The 14,920-nt window shown below is 62.2% G+C and carries 15 protein-coding genes and 1 tRNA gene; 8 read left to right on the top strand and 8 right to left on the bottom strand.

The window, feature by feature from the left end:
- Position 1: 1 nt before the first annotated feature.
- Positions 2-385 (bottom strand): single-stranded DNA-binding protein, encoded by a 384-nt coding sequence (locus tag PCO31110_RS04675; RefSeq protein ID WP_010806789.1) that lies wholly within the window; start codon positions 383-385, stop codon positions 2-4.
- Positions 386-640: 255 nt separating this feature from the next.
- On the opposite strand from PCO31110_RS04675, the gene PCO31110_RS04670 reads away from it, so the two are divergent.
- The 3 genes from PCO31110_RS04670 to PCO31110_RS04660 all read left to right on the top strand — a co-directional run bounded on the left by PCO31110_RS04670 (position 641) and on the right by PCO31110_RS04660 (position 3,547).
- Positions 641-1,597, top strand: coding sequence for a chromate resistance protein ChrB domain-containing protein (locus tag PCO31110_RS04670; RefSeq protein WP_150689731.1), 957 nt, complete (start codon positions 641-643; stop codon positions 1,595-1,597).
- Positions 1,598-1,666: 69 nt separating this feature from the next.
- A complete protein-coding gene (locus PCO31110_RS04665; protein ID WP_144265905.1) occupies positions 1,667-2,788 on the top strand; it encodes a chromate transporter in 1,122 nt (373 codons plus the stop codon).
- A gap of 30 nt (positions 2,789-2,818) precedes the next feature.
- Entirely contained in the window at positions 2,819-3,547 is a 729-nt protein-coding gene (locus tag PCO31110_RS04660; RefSeq protein WP_246189721.1) for a superoxide dismutase, read from the top strand.
- A gap of 84 nt (positions 3,548-3,631) precedes the next feature.
- Here the strand turns inward: PCO31110_RS04660 and PCO31110_RS04655 are convergent.
- From PCO31110_RS04655 to PCO31110_RS04630, 6 genes are all read right to left on the bottom strand, one after another.
- Positions 3,632-3,716 (bottom strand) — tRNA-Leu (locus tag PCO31110_RS04655).
- Positions 3,717-3,827: 111 nt separating this feature from the next.
- Positions 3,828-5,714: a methyl-accepting chemotaxis protein gene (locus tag PCO31110_RS04650; protein WP_010806785.1), complete on the bottom strand. Its 1,887-nt coding sequence runs from the start codon at positions 5,712-5,714 to the stop codon at positions 3,828-3,830.
- A gap of 146 nt (positions 5,715-5,860) precedes the next feature.
- A complete protein-coding gene (locus tag PCO31110_RS04645) occupies positions 5,861-7,282 on the bottom strand; it encodes an MFS transporter (RefSeq protein WP_217427259.1) in 1,422 nt (473 codons plus the stop codon).
- A 106-nt stretch (positions 7,283-7,388) separates the two neighbouring features.
- On the bottom strand, positions 7,389-8,018 hold the full coding sequence (locus tag PCO31110_RS04640; protein ID WP_010806783.1) for an ABC transporter ATP-binding protein: 630 nt from the start codon (positions 8,016-8,018) through the stop codon (positions 7,389-7,391).
- 13 nt (positions 8,019-8,031) lie between these two features.
- Positions 8,032-9,216: a DUF6136 family protein gene (locus PCO31110_RS04635; protein WP_150689730.1), complete on the bottom strand. Its 1,185-nt coding sequence runs from the start codon at positions 9,214-9,216 to the stop codon at positions 8,032-8,034.
- A 28-nt stretch (positions 9,217-9,244) separates the two neighbouring features.
- Positions 9,245-9,514, bottom strand: coding sequence for a metal/formaldehyde-sensitive transcriptional repressor (locus PCO31110_RS04630; protein ID WP_036663987.1), 270 nt, complete (start codon positions 9,512-9,514; stop codon positions 9,245-9,247).
- Positions 9,515-9,636: 122 nt separating this feature from the next.
- Here PCO31110_RS04630 and PCO31110_RS04625 point away from each other — a divergent pair, with 122 nt between their 5' ends.
- Both PCO31110_RS04625 and PCO31110_RS04620 read left to right on the top strand, forming a co-directional pair.
- On the top strand, positions 9,637-10,503 hold the full coding sequence (locus PCO31110_RS04625) for a nickel/cobalt efflux protein RcnA (RefSeq protein ID WP_150689729.1): 867 nt from the start codon (positions 9,637-9,639) through the stop codon (positions 10,501-10,503).
- Between the two features lie 98 nt (positions 10,504-10,601).
- Positions 10,602-11,462, top strand: a complete 861-nt coding sequence (locus PCO31110_RS04620) for a class I SAM-dependent methyltransferase (RefSeq protein ID WP_150689728.1) — start codon at positions 10,602-10,604, stop codon at positions 11,460-11,462.
- 144 nt (positions 11,463-11,606) lie between these two features.
- Here the strand turns inward: PCO31110_RS04620 and PCO31110_RS04615 are convergent, their stop codons facing one another.
- Positions 11,607-12,485 carry a LysR substrate-binding domain-containing protein gene (locus PCO31110_RS04615; RefSeq protein ID WP_010806778.1) on the bottom strand — a complete coding sequence of 293 codons (879 nt, stop codon included), beginning with the start codon at positions 12,483-12,485 and terminating at the stop codon, positions 11,607-11,609.
- A 190-nt stretch (positions 12,486-12,675) separates the two neighbouring features.
- Between PCO31110_RS04615 and PCO31110_RS04610 the strand changes: the two genes are divergently transcribed.
- The 3 genes from PCO31110_RS04610 to PCO31110_RS04600 are packed head-to-tail and all read left to right on the top strand — an operon-like array spanning position 12,676 to position 14,905.
- Complete coding sequence (locus PCO31110_RS04610) at positions 12,676-13,500, top strand: transporter substrate-binding domain-containing protein (protein WP_010806777.1); 825 nt, start codon at positions 12,676-12,678, stop codon at positions 13,498-13,500.
- A gap of 15 nt (positions 13,501-13,515) precedes the next feature.
- Complete coding sequence (locus PCO31110_RS04605) at positions 13,516-14,208, top strand: amino acid ABC transporter permease (protein ID WP_010806776.1); 693 nt, start codon at positions 13,516-13,518, stop codon at positions 14,206-14,208.
- Positions 14,209-14,212: 4 nt separating this feature from the next.
- Complete coding sequence (locus PCO31110_RS04600; RefSeq protein WP_010806775.1) at positions 14,213-14,905, top strand: amino acid ABC transporter permease; 693 nt, start codon at positions 14,213-14,215, stop codon at positions 14,903-14,905.
- The last annotated feature ends 15 nt before the right edge of the window (positions 14,906-14,920 follow it).

Raw genomic sequence — 14,920 nt, 5'->3', positions numbered from 1 at the left:
GTCAGCGCGGGCCGTCGTTGTCGTCCAGATCCGAGTCATGCGCCGGGCTGGGTTCACCTCTGGTCGCGGCGCGTTTGTGTTTGACTTGGTAGGCGGTCATAACGAGGGTGGCGACCATATCGAGCGCGGGGCGCGTCTCGCCATTGCGGTCGGTCCACACCTTCGGCGTGAGCGAGCCGGATATTGACACGTTATCGCCGTCTTCGAGCGCCAGCAGCGCATTGCTGGCCGTCTCGCTAAACGCGATCACATTGACGAAGATCGCGTCGCCATCACCGTCTCCGCCTGTCGCGCGAACTTTGGCGGTGACGAAGGCGTGTCCATTCTGTCCCGTGCGCTGCGCTGCCTTGCCGTACAGTTTGCCGCCAACCAGACCGTCAATCATCGTATTTCTCCTGAGCGATTCGGCTGAGCGTCTCGCGAAATGGTGCATGTGTGATCGCCCCGGCATTGCCGGAGCGAGTTTGATTTGCGCTCATGTTGCCCTATGTTTCCCTGGCCGTCACGAAGACTTGTCAGCGGCGCGGAGAACAAAAAAACCGCGAAGAAGTGGTCGAGGCCCTTGCCTGCATCAGGGATGCGCAACATTTCACATAAAATATTCTTGTAGTTATCTCTACATTTTTGTAGAGTTAGTTGCATGAACAAAATCGGCTGGCTCCTTCTCGTCCTGACCTTTCCTTCAGACAACGCTACCGCGCGCATGCGCTTTTGGCGTGCGTTGAAAGCGAAGGGCTGTGCCGTCCTGCGGGATGGGGCATATCTTTTGCCATTTTCGGACGAGCGACTCACTGAACTGGATGACTTGGCCGCTGGTATCAATGACGCGGGCGGTAATGCCCAATTGTTGTTGGTTTCCGCTCGGGATGACGAGCAGAGGGGCTATTTGCGCTCACTTTTCGACAGGTTTGCCGAGTACGCCATATTCCAGCGAGACGTCGCGGAAGCGAGGAAAAGTCTTGGCGCTGCCGAAGCCGATGTCGAAAAGCAATTGAAGCGGCTGAAGAAGGACTTCGAGGCGATTCAGGCCATGGACTTTTTCCCCAACGGGGCATCGGTGGCGGGGCAGGCGGCGCTTCAGGAGTTCGTTGCGCTCGCCAACAAAGTGCTGTCACCGGGTGAGCCTCACGCGGAAGACGGTGTGATCCGCCCATTGCGGCGGGAGGACTATCAGGGCCGTACTTGGGCGACACGCCGACGTATGTGGGTCGACCGGGTCGCAAGTGCTTGGTTGATTAATCGATTCATCGATACGAAGGCCACTTTCATCTGGGTCGAATCACCCGCGACGTGTCCGGCAGATGCGCTGGGCTTTGATTTTGACGGCGCCGCCTTCACTCACGTTGGCGACATGGTGACGTTTGAAGTCTTGGTTGCAAGTTTCTCGCTGGAAGACGTTCCCGGAATGATTGCGCTTGGCCGGATGATCCACGCTTTGGATATCGGTGGGTTTGCGATTCCGGAGGCGGTCGGATTTGAAGCTGTTGTCGCGGGTGCACGGCAAAGGGGGCTTGACGATGAGGCCATGCTGGCCGAACTGGGCAGTGTGCTGGACTCGATGCTAGCCCACTACGCAACGCCTCAAAGGAAAAGCTGAACGGGGGGGATCGTGAGTACTGTTGCGAAGACGACGGAACGGTATTCGCTGGCGCAGCTGGTCGGCTACATGCTTCGATTGGGCACATTTGGTTTTGGCGGTCCTGTTGCCCTCGCCGGCTATATGCGACGTGACCTCGTGGAGCGGTTGGGCTGGATTTCAGAGGCCGACTACAAGGAAGGGATAGCGCTCGCGCAGCTCGCCCCTGGGCCGATGGCAGCGCAACTCGCCATATATCTCGGCTACGTGCACTACCGGATTCTTGGGGCAACGCTGGCCGGCATTGCATTCGTCATTCCATCGTTCTTCATGGTGGTTGCGCTTGGCTGGGCCTACGCGCACTTCGGTGGACTCTCGTGGATGCAGGCCGTGTTCTACGGCGTGGGCGCGGCGGTCGTCGGAATTATCGCGATGAGCGGCTACAAGCTGACTCGGAAGACCGTGGGTTCCGACAAGCTTCTGTGGGCAATCTACCTCACGTTGCTCGTCACGACGTTCGTTACCGAAAGCGAAATCGCCTGGCTATTTATTGCTGCGGGGATCATTGGCTGGCTTTGGCGTGCGCCGCCGAAGTGGTTGAACAAAGGCTCCGTGAACGGGATTGCGGCGGCTTACGTTCCAGTGTCTTCAGGGCTGTTGAGCGGCATCGATGTGCCGCTGCTTGCGCAAATCGGCATCTTCTTCGCGAAGGCGGGGGCGTTTGTCTTCGGGTCTGGGTTGGCGATTGTGCCTTTCCTTTATGGCGGAGTCGTAACCGAGCACCACTGGCTGAATGAGCGGCAGTTTGTCGACGCCGTAGCGGTGGCGATGATTACCCCGGGTCCGGTCGTGATCACCGTTGGCTTCATCGGATATCTGGTCGCGGGGTTCGCTGGCGCATGTGTTGCGTCGCTGGCAACCTTCTTGCCTTGTTATCTGTTCACCGTTTTGCCGGCACCGTACTTCAAAAAATACGGGCACTTACCGGGCGTCAAGGCGTTCGTTGACGGCATTACGGCGGCTGCCGTTGGCGCTATCTCCGGTTCGGTTCTCGTTATCGCAAAGCGTTCGATATCTGATATCCCGACCGCGCTCGTGGCGGTTGTCACGGTGCTTCTGCTCTGGCGTTTCAAGAAGCTTCAGGAGCCGGTGATTGTCGTGGCCGCCGCCATCTTTGGTTTGATTGTCTATCCCATGATGCATTCGCATTGAAGTTGCGGGCGTACCGAGACGGAGGATGCAATGGAATCGCGTCGCAAGTTTGTCAGGCAGGCGAGTGTCGCCACGGCAGGCATCATGCTTTCAAGTGCCCATGCCGAGACGGCGTTGTCCAGCGGTGGTTACGTCGACACATTGGTAGGTGCGGACGGCAAGTATGCAGCGGCACCTCTGCCGTTTTCCCTTGACGCGCTTGAGCCGCATATCGACGCGCGTACGGTTGAACTTCACTACAACTTTCACCACAAGCCAGCGGTGACGGCCGCAAACAATGCTGAAGCGGCGCTCGCAAAGGCGCGCGAGACCGGGGACTTTGCGCTGGTGAAGTTTTACGAGAAAGAACTAGCGTTTCAGTTGTCGAGCCACGTGCTGCATACCATTTACTGGACCAGTATTTCTGGCAAAGGTCAGGAGCCGACGGGAGAACTCGTCAGACTGATTGACCGTGACTACGGATCGTTCAAGCAGTTCAAAGCCCAGTTGCTTGCCGCAACGATCGCTGTGGAGGCGTCAGGATGGGGGGTGGTCGGCTTTCACACGGCTACCGGACGCCTCATGACGCTCCAGTGCGAAAACCATCAGAAGCTGGCTGTTTGGGGTGTTCAACCAATACTGGTGTTGGACGTCTTCGAGCACGCCTACTACCTGAAATATCAAAACCGCCGCGCGGAGTACGTCAAAGCGATCGCTGAGATATTGAATTGGGATAATGCGGCTCAGCGCTTATCGGCGATCAGCCTCGCGCGCCGTTGAGGCGGGAAACTCACGCCAACGCTATACGCCTACGCCAAATTTACGCCGAATAACCGGGGGAAGTATTGCCAGATGAGGCTGTTTTGGTGCCCAGGGCGGGACTCGAACCCGCACGCCTCTCGGCGCTACCCCCTCAAGATAGTGCGTCTACCAATTCCGCCACCTGGGCAGGGGACGGCGATTGTAACGGGAAAATCGGATTTTGTGAACGCCTCGCGTATGAAGCGTTCACATCGCCGCTCGGCCTTTTCCCCGATACCGCGCCGCCCTCGCCCTGTCCTCAAGCGGCCAGACGCTGCGACGAGCCCACCACCGACAGCGACGGCGCATGCGGCGCGCCAAAGCCGTGCGAATCGTTGCGATGCCCCTCGCGCAGACGGAAGCGTGCCACCGTTTCGGCAAGCATGCGGGCCTGTTCGCTCAGCATCGCCGACGCGGCCGCCGACTCTTCGACCAGCGCCGCATTCTGCTGCGTCGCCTGATCCATCTCCGAGACCGAACGGTCGATCTGGCTGATGCCAGCGCTCTGTTCGGTCATCGCCGCGTGGATTTCACTCACCAGACGCTGCACTCGCGTAATCCCGTCGACGATCTCGTGCATCGTCGTACCCGCAGCCTGTACGCGTTCCGTACCGCTCTTCACGTTGTGCACCGACGTCTCGATGAGCGCCTTGATCTCTTGTGCCGCAGCGGCGCTGCGTTGGGCCAGTGTGCGCACCTCACCTGCCACCACCGCAAAGCCACGTCCCTGCTCACCCGCGCGCGCCGCTTCCACCGCGGCGTTGAGCGCCAGAATGTTGGTCTGGAACGCAATGCCGTCGATCACACCAATGATCTCCGTGATGCGCTCCGACGACTGCGTGATCGCCGCCATCGTGCCCACGGCATCGGTGACAACCTGGCCGCCCCGCGCGGCGGCAGCGCTCGCCTCGTTGGCCAGACGCGTCGCGTGCTCGGCGGTGTCGGCCGTCTGCTTGACGCTGGAGGTCAGCTCCGTGAGCGCAGACGATGTCTCCTGCAACGACCCTGCCGACGCTTCGGTGCGCTGCGACAAATCGCGGTTGCCCATTTCGATCTCGCTCGTCGCCGAGGTCATCGACGACACGCCCGAGCGCACATCGAGCATTACCGTACTGATCTTGTCGACGAATGCATTGAACGACGTCGAAATCTGCGCCACTTCGTCGTGGCCGATGACGTCCAGGCGCTGCGTCATATCGCCGTCGCCCGAACCGATGGTGTCCATGGCGTCGCGCACGGTCGACAGACGCTTGAAAGCGCGCGACGTGAAGACCGACACGATGGCCAGCGAGATCAACGTCAGCACGATCAGCGTGATGGCCGTTGCACTCAGCACATGCGTCAGGCCGGCCGTGGCTTCCGCTTGGTCGAGCGCGACCACCAGATACCAGTCCGTGCCGGGAATGCGCTTGGCCTTGAGCAGCTTGGGGGCTCCCGAGAGTTCCATGGCGACCGGTGCGGCGTCGTCGGCGGTCATGCCCTGAAGCGAGTCGGCGGTGAGCGCGGCGGCCACCTCCGTCGACGGCTTGAGCGAGAACTTGTTGTCCGGGTGGGCGATCACCTGCCCGTCGCTTGCCACAACCAGTGCGAGGCTCGACGGCGTGGGGTGCACCGCCTTGACGATGTCCTGAACACCGGTGAGCGGCACGGCGCCACTGACCACACCGGCAGTCTGGCCGTCACGCACGATCGGCGCGGCGAAGGCCACGTACAGAATGCCGGTCCCCGAATCGCCATACGGCTTGGTGATGGCCAACTTGCCCGCCGCGACTGCGCTCTTATACCAGGGGCGGGTGGTCGGGTCGTAGCCCGGCGGCGTGGTGTTGGTGGTGGAGAAGAATGTCTTGTCCGACCAGCCGACGGTCGTGATCGGGAAGTCGTTGGTCTTGCCCATGAGCTTCACGAGGCTCGGGTCCCCTTTCTCGACGACCTGCGACGTCGCCACGACCGCCTGCGCCTTGTCGGCCGACCAGCGCTCAATGGCGCTTGCATTGCCGTTGGCTACGGCCGAGAGCGTGTGCGCAATGCTCGACATCATGCTGTCGCGCACGATCACGTAAGTCGTAATGCCAGAGAGAATAAGTGCCCCAACCACCGTCAAGCAGGTGATGAGCAGAATCCGGGTTCGCAACGAAGTGACTTTCATGGGCTTTCATCGGTAGGCTCGCAAGCGAGCCGTTGAATTGGGGGGTTACCGCTCCGGCAGTACCGCGGGTGCCATCGCATCGATACATGACTGCTTCACTCTTTGCGCTTACGGCGCATTGGGGCAGTAACTTTAACGAGTGCCGATCAAAGCGCATGCGGGCCCCACTCGCGTAACGCCAGCCGCCACGCCGGCAACATCGCGAGACTGACCCCGACAGCCAGGCCCAGCGCGGGGTACAGCCCGGTTTCCGCCGGCGGCACGGTGCCCGCGAGGGAGCCGAAGATCGCAACACCGAGTGCCGCACCCGCTTGCCTCGCAGTGTTCAGAACGGCGGCTGCGACCCCCGCCCGCGCCGGTGCAACCGTCTGCAACGCCGGTGCCGTTGCAATGGGTGAAACAACGCCGGACGCCGCACCGATGGCCAGCATGGGCAACACGGCGAACGCATACGGCACATTGGCCGTGACGAACGCCAGCCCGATGGCTCCCGCCGCGTAGGCGACGAACGCCCAAAGCACCGGACGCACCGGGCCAAAGCGACCCGCCAGGCGCCCCGCCAGCAGACTTCCGGCGGCGACCATGACGGTCATGGGCAGTAAGGCCATGCCCGTCTGTAGTGCGGTGTATCCGCGCACCTGCTGAAAATGCAGGCTCACCACGAACAACAAGCCGTAGAACACGAAAGCGGAGGCCATCGACGCGGCCGTCGAACCGGTGAATATCCCGCTTCGGAACAGCGTCAACGGCAGCATCGGATGGGGATGACGGGCCTCGATGCGCAGCAGTGCAAGCCACGCAAGGGCAGACAAGATGGCACCGGCGGCGATCCACGCGGATGTCCAGCCGAGCGCATGGCCCTCGATGAGCACCCCGATCAGGGTGGCAAGCGCGACCATGCCCGTCATCAGCCCGGAAAGATCGACGCGGTTGGTGCCCGACTGTGCAGGCGCAGGCGGCGCGCAGGCGATGCGCCCTGCCATCACCGCGCCCGCGAGACAGACCGGCACGTTCACCAGGAAGATGCTGCGCCAGCCGAGCCAGTGGATCAGCACGCCGCCGACGAGCGGGCCGGCGGCCAGTGCAATGCCGCCCAGTCCAACCCATCGGCCGATGGCGCGTGTCCGCTCGGCGGGGTCGGGCGTCGCCTGATGAATGAGCTTGAGCGAGCACGGCACGAGCAACGCCGCACCGATACCCTGAAGCGCGCGGGCGGCGATGAGCATCGACGGCGAGCGTGCGAGTGCGCAGCCGAGCGATGCCATCATGAAAATCAGCAGGCCGGCGAGATAGCCCCGCTTCGCACCCCATCGGTCGCCGAGTGTGCCGCCCGTGAGCAGCAGACTCGCGAACAGGAGTGTGTAGGCGCTGACAACCCATTGCAGCCCGGTCATCTGCACATCGAAGGCATGGGCTAGCGGCTCAAGCGCGACATTGACGATCGACGTGTCCAGCAGAACGACGACGTAGCTGACGCATGTGGCGTTCAGAATCCGCCGCATGTTGGACGCATCGTGTTGTACGGCGCTGATGCGCTCAGGAGATCGCGTGCCGCAGTCGGTATTCATGGTTTTCCAGCCGGTGATGACGATGGCCGGAGTCTAGGGGCGCGCGACGCGAGGATGTTTCGACGCGAGATGAACTATCGCGGCGCGCGCAAAGCGAAACGGTGTGTCAGATGGCGCGTTGGGGCGCGAAATCGGCGAAGGCGACCGTCGTGGCATGGCAGGCGCGTGTGAGATCCGGATCGTGGCTGGAAAAGAACACGCAGCGATCTTTACCCAGTGTGGTGAACAAGTCGATGAGGACAGCGCGCGCGGCGGCGTCCAGGCCGTTGCCGGGCTCATCCGCGATGATCACGCGTGGCGCGCCAATCAGCGTTGCGCTCAGGAAGAACTTGCGGCGCGTACCAAGCGACATTTGCTCGAAGCGCTTTTCCATGTGGGGTGCCAACCCGAAACGATGGGCGAGATCGAGCACGCCCGCATCGACGCTCGTCTTTTTGGTCGACGCCACGAGGTCAAGCAGCGCGCGCCCTGTCTGAAACGGATACGCGAGGCAATCGTCGGGCACATACGCGAGCACGGATTTTGCGGCCAGTGGCGCTTCGCGCAGGGAATGCCCATCGAGCCAGATATCGCCACCATCCGCATCGACGGTGCCCGCGAGCATGCCGAGCAGGGTGGACTTGCCGCTGCCGTTTTCGTCGTTCAACGCCACGCAACCTGCGTTTGCGTTGAAGTGCAGATTCTCGAAGAGGGTACGGGTGCCGAAGCGTTTGGTGAGATTAGCGAAGCGGAGCATGAGCGGAGGGAAATCAGTGAACGAAGTACGGCCAGACGGCGGCGACCCACAACGCGGCAAGTGTCGCGCCAAGCAGCACGGACTGGCGTGGAGCAAATCGCTGCGGCAAGCGCAGCACTGCCACGAGCGGTATGCCAGCGAGTAAGAGCGGCGGCGTCTGCCAGAACGGCATCGCGCCATTGATCGCGAGAAAGACCGGGCCGATGACCACAAACACGAATGCAACACATAGCACCGTTGCGATATCGGCGAGCGTCTGCCAGATCGGCCGGCGTGGCAGCGAGCGGGTGAAGTGCGCCGCCCGGTGGTGGGCTTGACTCAACTCGCGGAAATGCATGGCGGCGATCACAAGGATCACGGCCTGAGCCATCAAGACGAGCGCCTTGGCACGGATGTCGAATGCCCAGAGCGCGCTGAGATAGCACGTCGCGGCGGCCGTCGCGGCCATCAGCGCGCCCCGGCCGGTAACCGTGCTCGCATGCGAGCGCAGTATCCCGACCTGCACCCACCCACTCGGGGAGAGCAAGCCCGCAGCAGGAGCGATGACCTGCAGCGAGCCCAGTTGCCATTGGCGCGGTGCTGGAACGGCCGGCACGCGGATCAACGTCCACACCGAGACGCCCAGCGCACCTGCGAGCATTGAGAATGCCAGCGAGCCAGACGTTTGCAGCCCCGCCACGAGCAGCGCATTGGCCGTGACGAGCGGCACGGCGTTTCGCAGGCTTCGATTGAGCACCGCCAGTTGCGCGCCGAGTGTAATGAGCGTCAGATCGAGCACATAGAAGGAAGGGATGCCGTTCTCGGGTGTGAAGGCGAGCGCGACGAGCGCTGCTGCCACGCTGAGCAACAGCGGTGTGCTGGCGAGCGCCACCACCGCCGCATCGACACCCCGCAGGCGCCATGCGGGAACGGGCAACGACCGGGTGAAGGTGGCGAACGAGCCGCCGGAGATGGCACGTCGCTGCGCGAGTACCCACAGCACGCCAACGGCTTCAAGCGCGTGCACCCAAAGGAACTGCCATTCGACGCCGCGCGCTGGGGCGAGCGTGGCGAGCACAGGGGCTCCGAGAATTCGCGCTTGCGCGAAAACCGGCATCGACGGGAGCACCAGCATGATTGTCAGGCAAAGGACTTGCCAGTGCCTGCGCAGCACTCGCGATGTCTCCAGGGCGTACCAATGCAATCGAAGGGACAGCATCACGCGCAACTCCGGCACACAGTGGGGGTTATTTCAGGTAGGCCTTGATGACATGCAGCACCGGGTCCAGCTCGGCCTCGCGATTCGCCAGTTCAGGCTCGTTGACGAGATGATCGACGAGATGTCCTTCGATGACGGCAGCCATCAGGCCGTTCACGGCGCCGCGAATGGCGGCGATCTGCTGCAGGATCTCGACGCAATCGCCCTCTTGGTCCAACTGGCGCTCAAGCGCCTGCGTCTGCCCTTGAATGCGACGAACGCGTGCCAACAGCTTGTTCTTGTCTCGAATCGTATGCACAGGCGGGTCGCGCTCCTGTTTCAGGTTGGCCAAATCGCGAAAAACTCTAACACAAAAATACTATAGGGGAGTATATTGGCGGCCGCCGTCCCTTCTCTTTTCCATAGTTCGTGAGATGTCACATGACCGAGTTCTCGACCCTACTTCAGCAAGGTAACGCCTGGTTGTTCGTCCCCAGCGCCATCTTGCTCGGCGCGCTGCATGGGCTGGAACCGGGGCATTCCAAAACGATGATGGCGGCGTTCATTGTCGCCATTCGCGGCACTGTGGGGCAGGCGGTGCTGCTCGGTTTGTCGGCGACGGCGTCGCATACCGCTGTGGTGTGGCTGGTCGCATTTGCCGGGCTGTACTTCGGACGCAACTGGGACGCCGACGCCTCCGAGCCGTACTTTCAACTCGCGTCGGGTGTCCTGATTCTGGCAGTCGCCGGCTGGATGCTCTGGCGCACGTGGCGCGACAACGCTCGGGCGCATGCGCACGACCATGACCATGGCCACGACCACAGCCACGACCACGACCACGGCCATGACCACGGCCATGACCACGGCCACGCTCACGCGTCGCATTCACATTCGCATGGCGTCGACCTGTCCTCGGATGATTTTCAGGATGCCCACGAGCGTGCCCATGCCCGGGACATTCAGAAGCGGTTCACCGGCCGCGAAGTCACGACCGGCCAGATTGTCATGTTCGGCCTGACGGGCGGCCTGGTGCCGTGTCCGGCATCGATCACGGTCTTGCTGCTCTGCCTGCAACTCAAGCGCTTTGCGTTGGGTGCGGGGCTAGTGCTGTGCTTCAGCATCGGGCTTGCGATGACGATGGTCGCGTCCGGTGCACTGGCGGCGCTCAGCGTGCGGCATGTGTCGCGCCGGTGGAGCGGCTTCGGCGACTTCGCGCGCAAGGCGCCGTACTTCTCGGGCGGCCTGATCATTCTGGTCGGGCTGTACGTCGGCTATCAAGGCGCGGCTCATCTCTTCTTCAAAGGCTAGCCGGAACACTATCGCCGGCCGTGAGCGATTTCCCGGCAGCGTTGCCGTAGCTGTGCAAGAATCGATGCATCCCGTACCTGACCCACGAGGTATGCGCCATGACCGATCACAAAGCCATCGCCCCCGACAGCACGGCAGCGCGCGTAGCACTATGGCGTGCGCTGCATCTCGAAGTCGACGCCACGCCACACGTACTCACCGACGACATTGGTCTGAAGTTGCTCGAACCTCCGGACGATTGGCGTGAGCGCGGCGACATGAACCCCGAGTTCACGCGCCCGTTTCGCGCGTCCATCGTTGCCCGTGCTCGCTTCATCGAAGACCTCGTGATGGAGCAACTGCGGCACGGCGTCACCCAGTATGTGATTCTCGGCGCGGGCCTCGATAGCTTTGCGCAGCGGCACCCCGAACTCGCCGCATCGCTCACGATCTTCGAAATCGACCGCCCGGGGCCGCAACGCTGGAAGTACGACCGGCTTATCGCATTGGGTTATGGCGTGCAAGACTGGCTTCACTTCGTACCGGTGGATTTCGAGGCCGGACAGTCGTGGCGCGACGCCCTCTTGCAGCACGGCTTCGACGCCAGCCGGCCGGCGGTGATCGTCTCCACAGGCGTGAGCATGTATCTGACCCGTGAGGCGAATGCGTTGACGTTGCGCGAAGTGTCGTCGTTCGCGCCCGGCTCCACGCTGGCCATGACGTTTTTGCTGCCCCTGGAGATGGCCGACCCCGAGGTGCGTCCCGGCCTCGAGATGGCAGAAAAAGGGGCACGCGAGAGCGGCACGCCGTTCATCAGCGTCTTCACACCGCAGGACATGATGGCGTTCGCCCGGGAGAATGGCTTCAAAGACGCGTCGCATGTGTCGGCGGCGACCCTGAGCCAACGCTATTTCTCGAACCGCGACGATGGCTTGCGCCCACCGGCCAACGCCGAAGAACTGCTTATCGCAACGACGTAAGTGCGCGCCGGTCTCCTTCATCCTGTCGGGCGAAACGGGCAAGGTCGCGATATGCTGCGCTGCGGAGTTCCCACAAAAATAACCACGGAGTCGTGTGGCATGACGCTGACCTTGTCGCTGCGCGGATGAGTGCCGGTGCGCCGATTACTCGCCCATCAGAAACGGCGGTCCGAAACGCGTGGCGATGTGCTCCGTCGACTCGAACAGTTCGCGCAGCACCTGGCTGGTACACGTCGGTTGCACGTAGAGATAGAACGCGACGTCGGGCAGGCGGGGCAGACCATCCGCCTCCGAGAGTACGCGCATGTTGGCGTCGAGCAGCTCGGTCGTGCGGGCCGTGACACCGAGGCCCGCACTGATCGCCGCCTTGATGCCGGTCAGCGTCGGTGAGATGAAGCTCGTGCGCCAAGCGATACCCGCTGCGTTCAGACGTTCGATGGACAGCCGCCGGAACAGGCTCAACTCGTCGGCCATCACGAGCGGTACCGGGGCGGCCGAGTTGAAGATGAAATCGTCAGCGCAGATCCACACCATCGGCGACGTGCGCAGCTTGATCCCCGGAAATCCTTCGTCGTAACGTGTCGAGATCGCCAGATCCAGTTCCTTGTCGCGCAGCGCATCCATGAGGTGCGGGCTACGTCCGACGTTGATCTCCAACTGCAACTCCGCCGAGAGTTTCGACAGCCGTCGCAACATGCTGGGCAGGATCGAATCGGCCACATCGTGCGGCGAGCCGATGCGCAGTTTCTCCGCCGGGCCGCGCGTGTGCATGACCTGCACGGCCTGATCGTTGAGCGCAAGAATCTTGTTCGCATAGGCAACGAGCCGCATGCCGTCGGCCGTCATCGTCTTCTGCCGCCCCTGCTTCTCGAATAGCGCACACCCCATTTCCTGCTCCAGCCGCTGCATCTGCTGTGTGATGGCGGACTGCGTGCGACCCACGCGCGCGGCGGCCGCCACGAAGGTTTCGTGCTGTGCAATCGCCACGAAAGTACGCAACAGATCGATGTCGAGGTTTCGCATGGTTGTTTGGGTCGATACTTCAGAAACACTAATGTTTCTAAGATAAAAATTAAATTGTTCTCAGGAATTTTGGTCGATAACCTGCCTAACACTCAAGCAATATTTATGTGACCGGGGCGGAAGCCGGCGTTGACCGGTCCCCCGCTAATCGATTCGCCCCCTCAGGTCGAACTCAAGGAGACTCAGGATCATGTGGCAAAGACACCTTGCAGCCGCGCTGTTCGCGACACTCGCCATGACGGGCGTCGCGCGCGCCGACCAACTGGCAGACATCAAGGCTCGCGGCACGCTCGTTTGCGGCACGCAAAACGCCAGCGAACCGTATGCGTTCCCCGACGCCGCCACGCGCAAGATCGTCGGCTTCGACGTCGACGTGTGCCGCGCGATCGCCAAGGGGCTTGGCGTGAAGCTCGAACACCGTGCCCTGTCGACAGACGCCCGTATTCCCGAACTCAAGACGCGCCGCGTCGACGTGCTCGCGGCCGCTGTCGCCTGGATGCCTGCGCGCGCCGCACAGGTCGACTTCAGCGATCAGTACTTCGTCGCGCCGATCCGCGTGCTGGTGCGCGCCGACTCGCCGCTGCAAACGCTCGATCAACTCGCGGGCAAGAAGATTGCCGCGTCCGAGGGTTCCAGCTCGGCCGCCGTGTCCGTCACACGTCTGCCCGACTCGAACCTGCTGACCTTCCACGACATCTCGTCGGCGTTCCTCGCGCTGCAACAGGGCAAGGTCGAAGGTCTGGTGGCGGGTCAACTGATTCTGGCGCGCTTTGCCAACGAAGCGGCGGCCAAGGGCGGCCAGCAGTATCGCTTGCTCGCCAAGCCGGTCTTCGAAGAGCGCTGGGGCGTGGTGATGAACAAGAACGAGCCGGCGTTGCTCGCTGCTGTGAACAAGATCCTGCTCGATTACGACAAGTCGAACGGCTTGCAGGAGAGCTTCGACAAGTGGCTCGGCAGCAAGTCGGTCTACAAGTTCACGCGCGACTATAAGGTCGAGCCGATCAAGGTGCAGTAAGCGAGACGACGCGCAATGTTCGATCTCTCGTTTTTGCTCGAAGACGGCTACCTGAAGCTGCTTCGCGACGGTGTGCTGACCACGCTCCGGCTGTTCGTGGTGTCGGGCCTGCTGTCCATCGTGGTGGGCATCACGCTCACCACGCTGCGCGCCCTGCCAGTCAAGCTCTTCAAGGGTTTCGTGATCGTGGTGGTGGAGTACCATCGCAACGTGCCCGTGCTGGTGCAGATCCTCGTGTGGTATTTCGGCGTGCCGCAACTGCTGCCAGAAGGCCTGCGCGACTGGATCAACGCAGGCAACACCGAGTTCTTCTTCGCGACGATCGCGCTGTCGCTCAACGCCGGCGCGTTCATTTCGGAAGACCTGCGCTCGGGGTTGCGCGCGATTCCGCACACGCAACAGGAAGCCGCGTGGTCCATCGGTCTTACGTATTTGCAGTCGTTCCGTTACGTCATCCTGCCGCAGGGCATTCGCGTGGCATTGCCCGCATTGCTCAATCAGGCACTGCTGCTCTTCAAGAACAGTTCGCTGGCGATGGCGATCGGCGTGCACGAATTGCTGTACCGCACGCGTCAGATCGATAACCTGACCTTCCGCACCTTCGATGTGTTTCTGGTGGCGACGATCCTGTATCTGATCGGCACGCTGGCCTTGATGGCGCTCTCCGAGCACTTCGCCAAACGCCGCACGGCGCCCTCGGGAGTCTGAGACGATGTACGAGATTCTGCATGACTATCTCGCGTTGTTCCTCGTCGGGAGCTGGCCTAACGGCCCGCTCGGCGGCGTGGCGATCACGCTCATTCTCTCGGCGCTCGGGCTGGTGATCTCGTTCCCCATCTCGGTCGTGATCGGCATGGCGCAGGTTTCGCCGTGGCGCTGGATGCGTCGCGTGGCCGGCGTCTGGACACGGCTGGTGCGCGGCATTCCGCTGCTGATGATCATCTTCTGGGCGTACTTCGCCGTGCCGCTGCTCGTGGGCGCCGAGGTGTCGGCGTTCACCACGGCCGTGTGCGCGATTATCGTCTACGAAAGCGCCTTCCTGTCGCAGATCGTGCGCGCCGGCCTTGAGGGCTTGCCGCGCGGACAGATGGAAGCGGCGCGCTCGAACGGGCTGTCGTGGCTGCAAAGCATGCGTTACGTGCAATTGCCGCAGGCGCTCGCGAACATGCTGCCGTCCATCGTCAATCAGTTCGTGTCGATCATCAAGGCGACATCGCTGGCGTATGTGATTGGGGTGCCCGAGCTGACGTACTCGGCCGCACAGGTCAATACGATCGTGCTGACCAAGCCGCTGCAGACGTTCCTCGTGCTCGCAGCTTTCTATTTCGTGTTGTGTTTCGCCATTTCGCGCTTCGCTGGCTGGCTCGAGCGTCGCATCGCCCGTCAGCGCGCGGGGTTGGCGTGAACGCAGGATTCAAGA

Source organism: Pandoraea communis (assembly GCF_902459745.1).
GTDB classification, from domain to species: Bacteria; Pseudomonadota; Gammaproteobacteria; order Burkholderiales; family Burkholderiaceae; genus Pandoraea; species Pandoraea communis.
Note: the sequence above shows the minus strand (reverse complement) of the source record. Positions and strands in the feature narration are given on the sequence as shown.

Coding starts and splice junctions, on each gene's coding strand:
- PCO31110_RS04675 (WP_010806789.1), bottom strand. CDS start 385: ATGATTGACGGTCTGGTTGGCGGCAAACTGTACGGCAAGGCAGCGCAG.
- PCO31110_RS04670 (WP_150689731.1), top strand. CDS start 641: ATGAACAAAATCGGCTGGCTCCTTCTCGTCCTGACCTTTCCTTCAGAC.
- PCO31110_RS04665 (WP_144265905.1), top strand. CDS start 1,667: ATGCTTCGATTGGGCACATTTGGTTTTGGCGGTCCTGTTGCCCTCGCC.
- PCO31110_RS04660 (WP_246189721.1), top strand. CDS start 2,819: ATGGAATCGCGTCGCAAGTTTGTCAGGCAGGCGAGTGTCGCCACGGCA.
- PCO31110_RS04650 (WP_010806785.1), bottom strand. CDS start 5,714: ATGAAAGTCACTTCGTTGCGAACCCGGATTCTGCTCATCACCTGCTTG.
- PCO31110_RS04645 (WP_217427259.1), bottom strand. CDS start 7,282: ATGAATACCGACTGCGGCACGCGATCTCCTGAGCGCATCAGCGCCGTA.
- PCO31110_RS04640 (WP_010806783.1), bottom strand. CDS start 8,018: ATGCTCCGCTTCGCTAATCTCACCAAACGCTTCGGCACCCGTACCCTC.
- PCO31110_RS04635 (WP_150689730.1), bottom strand. CDS start 9,216: ATGCTGTCCCTTCGATTGCATTGGTACGCCCTGGAGACATCGCGAGTG.
- PCO31110_RS04625 (WP_150689729.1), top strand. CDS start 9,637: ATGACCGAGTTCTCGACCCTACTTCAGCAAGGTAACGCCTGGTTGTTC.
- PCO31110_RS04620 (WP_150689728.1), top strand. CDS start 10,602: ATGACCGATCACAAAGCCATCGCCCCCGACAGCACGGCAGCGCGCGTA.
- PCO31110_RS04615 (WP_010806778.1), bottom strand. CDS start 12,485: ATGCGAAACCTCGACATCGATCTGTTGCGTACTTTCGTGGCGATTGCA.
- PCO31110_RS04610 (WP_010806777.1), top strand. CDS start 12,676: ATGTGGCAAAGACACCTTGCAGCCGCGCTGTTCGCGACACTCGCCATG.
- PCO31110_RS04605 (WP_010806776.1), top strand. CDS start 13,516: ATGTTCGATCTCTCGTTTTTGCTCGAAGACGGCTACCTGAAGCTGCTT.
- PCO31110_RS04600 (WP_010806775.1), top strand. CDS start 14,213: ATGTACGAGATTCTGCATGACTATCTCGCGTTGTTCCTCGTCGGGAGC.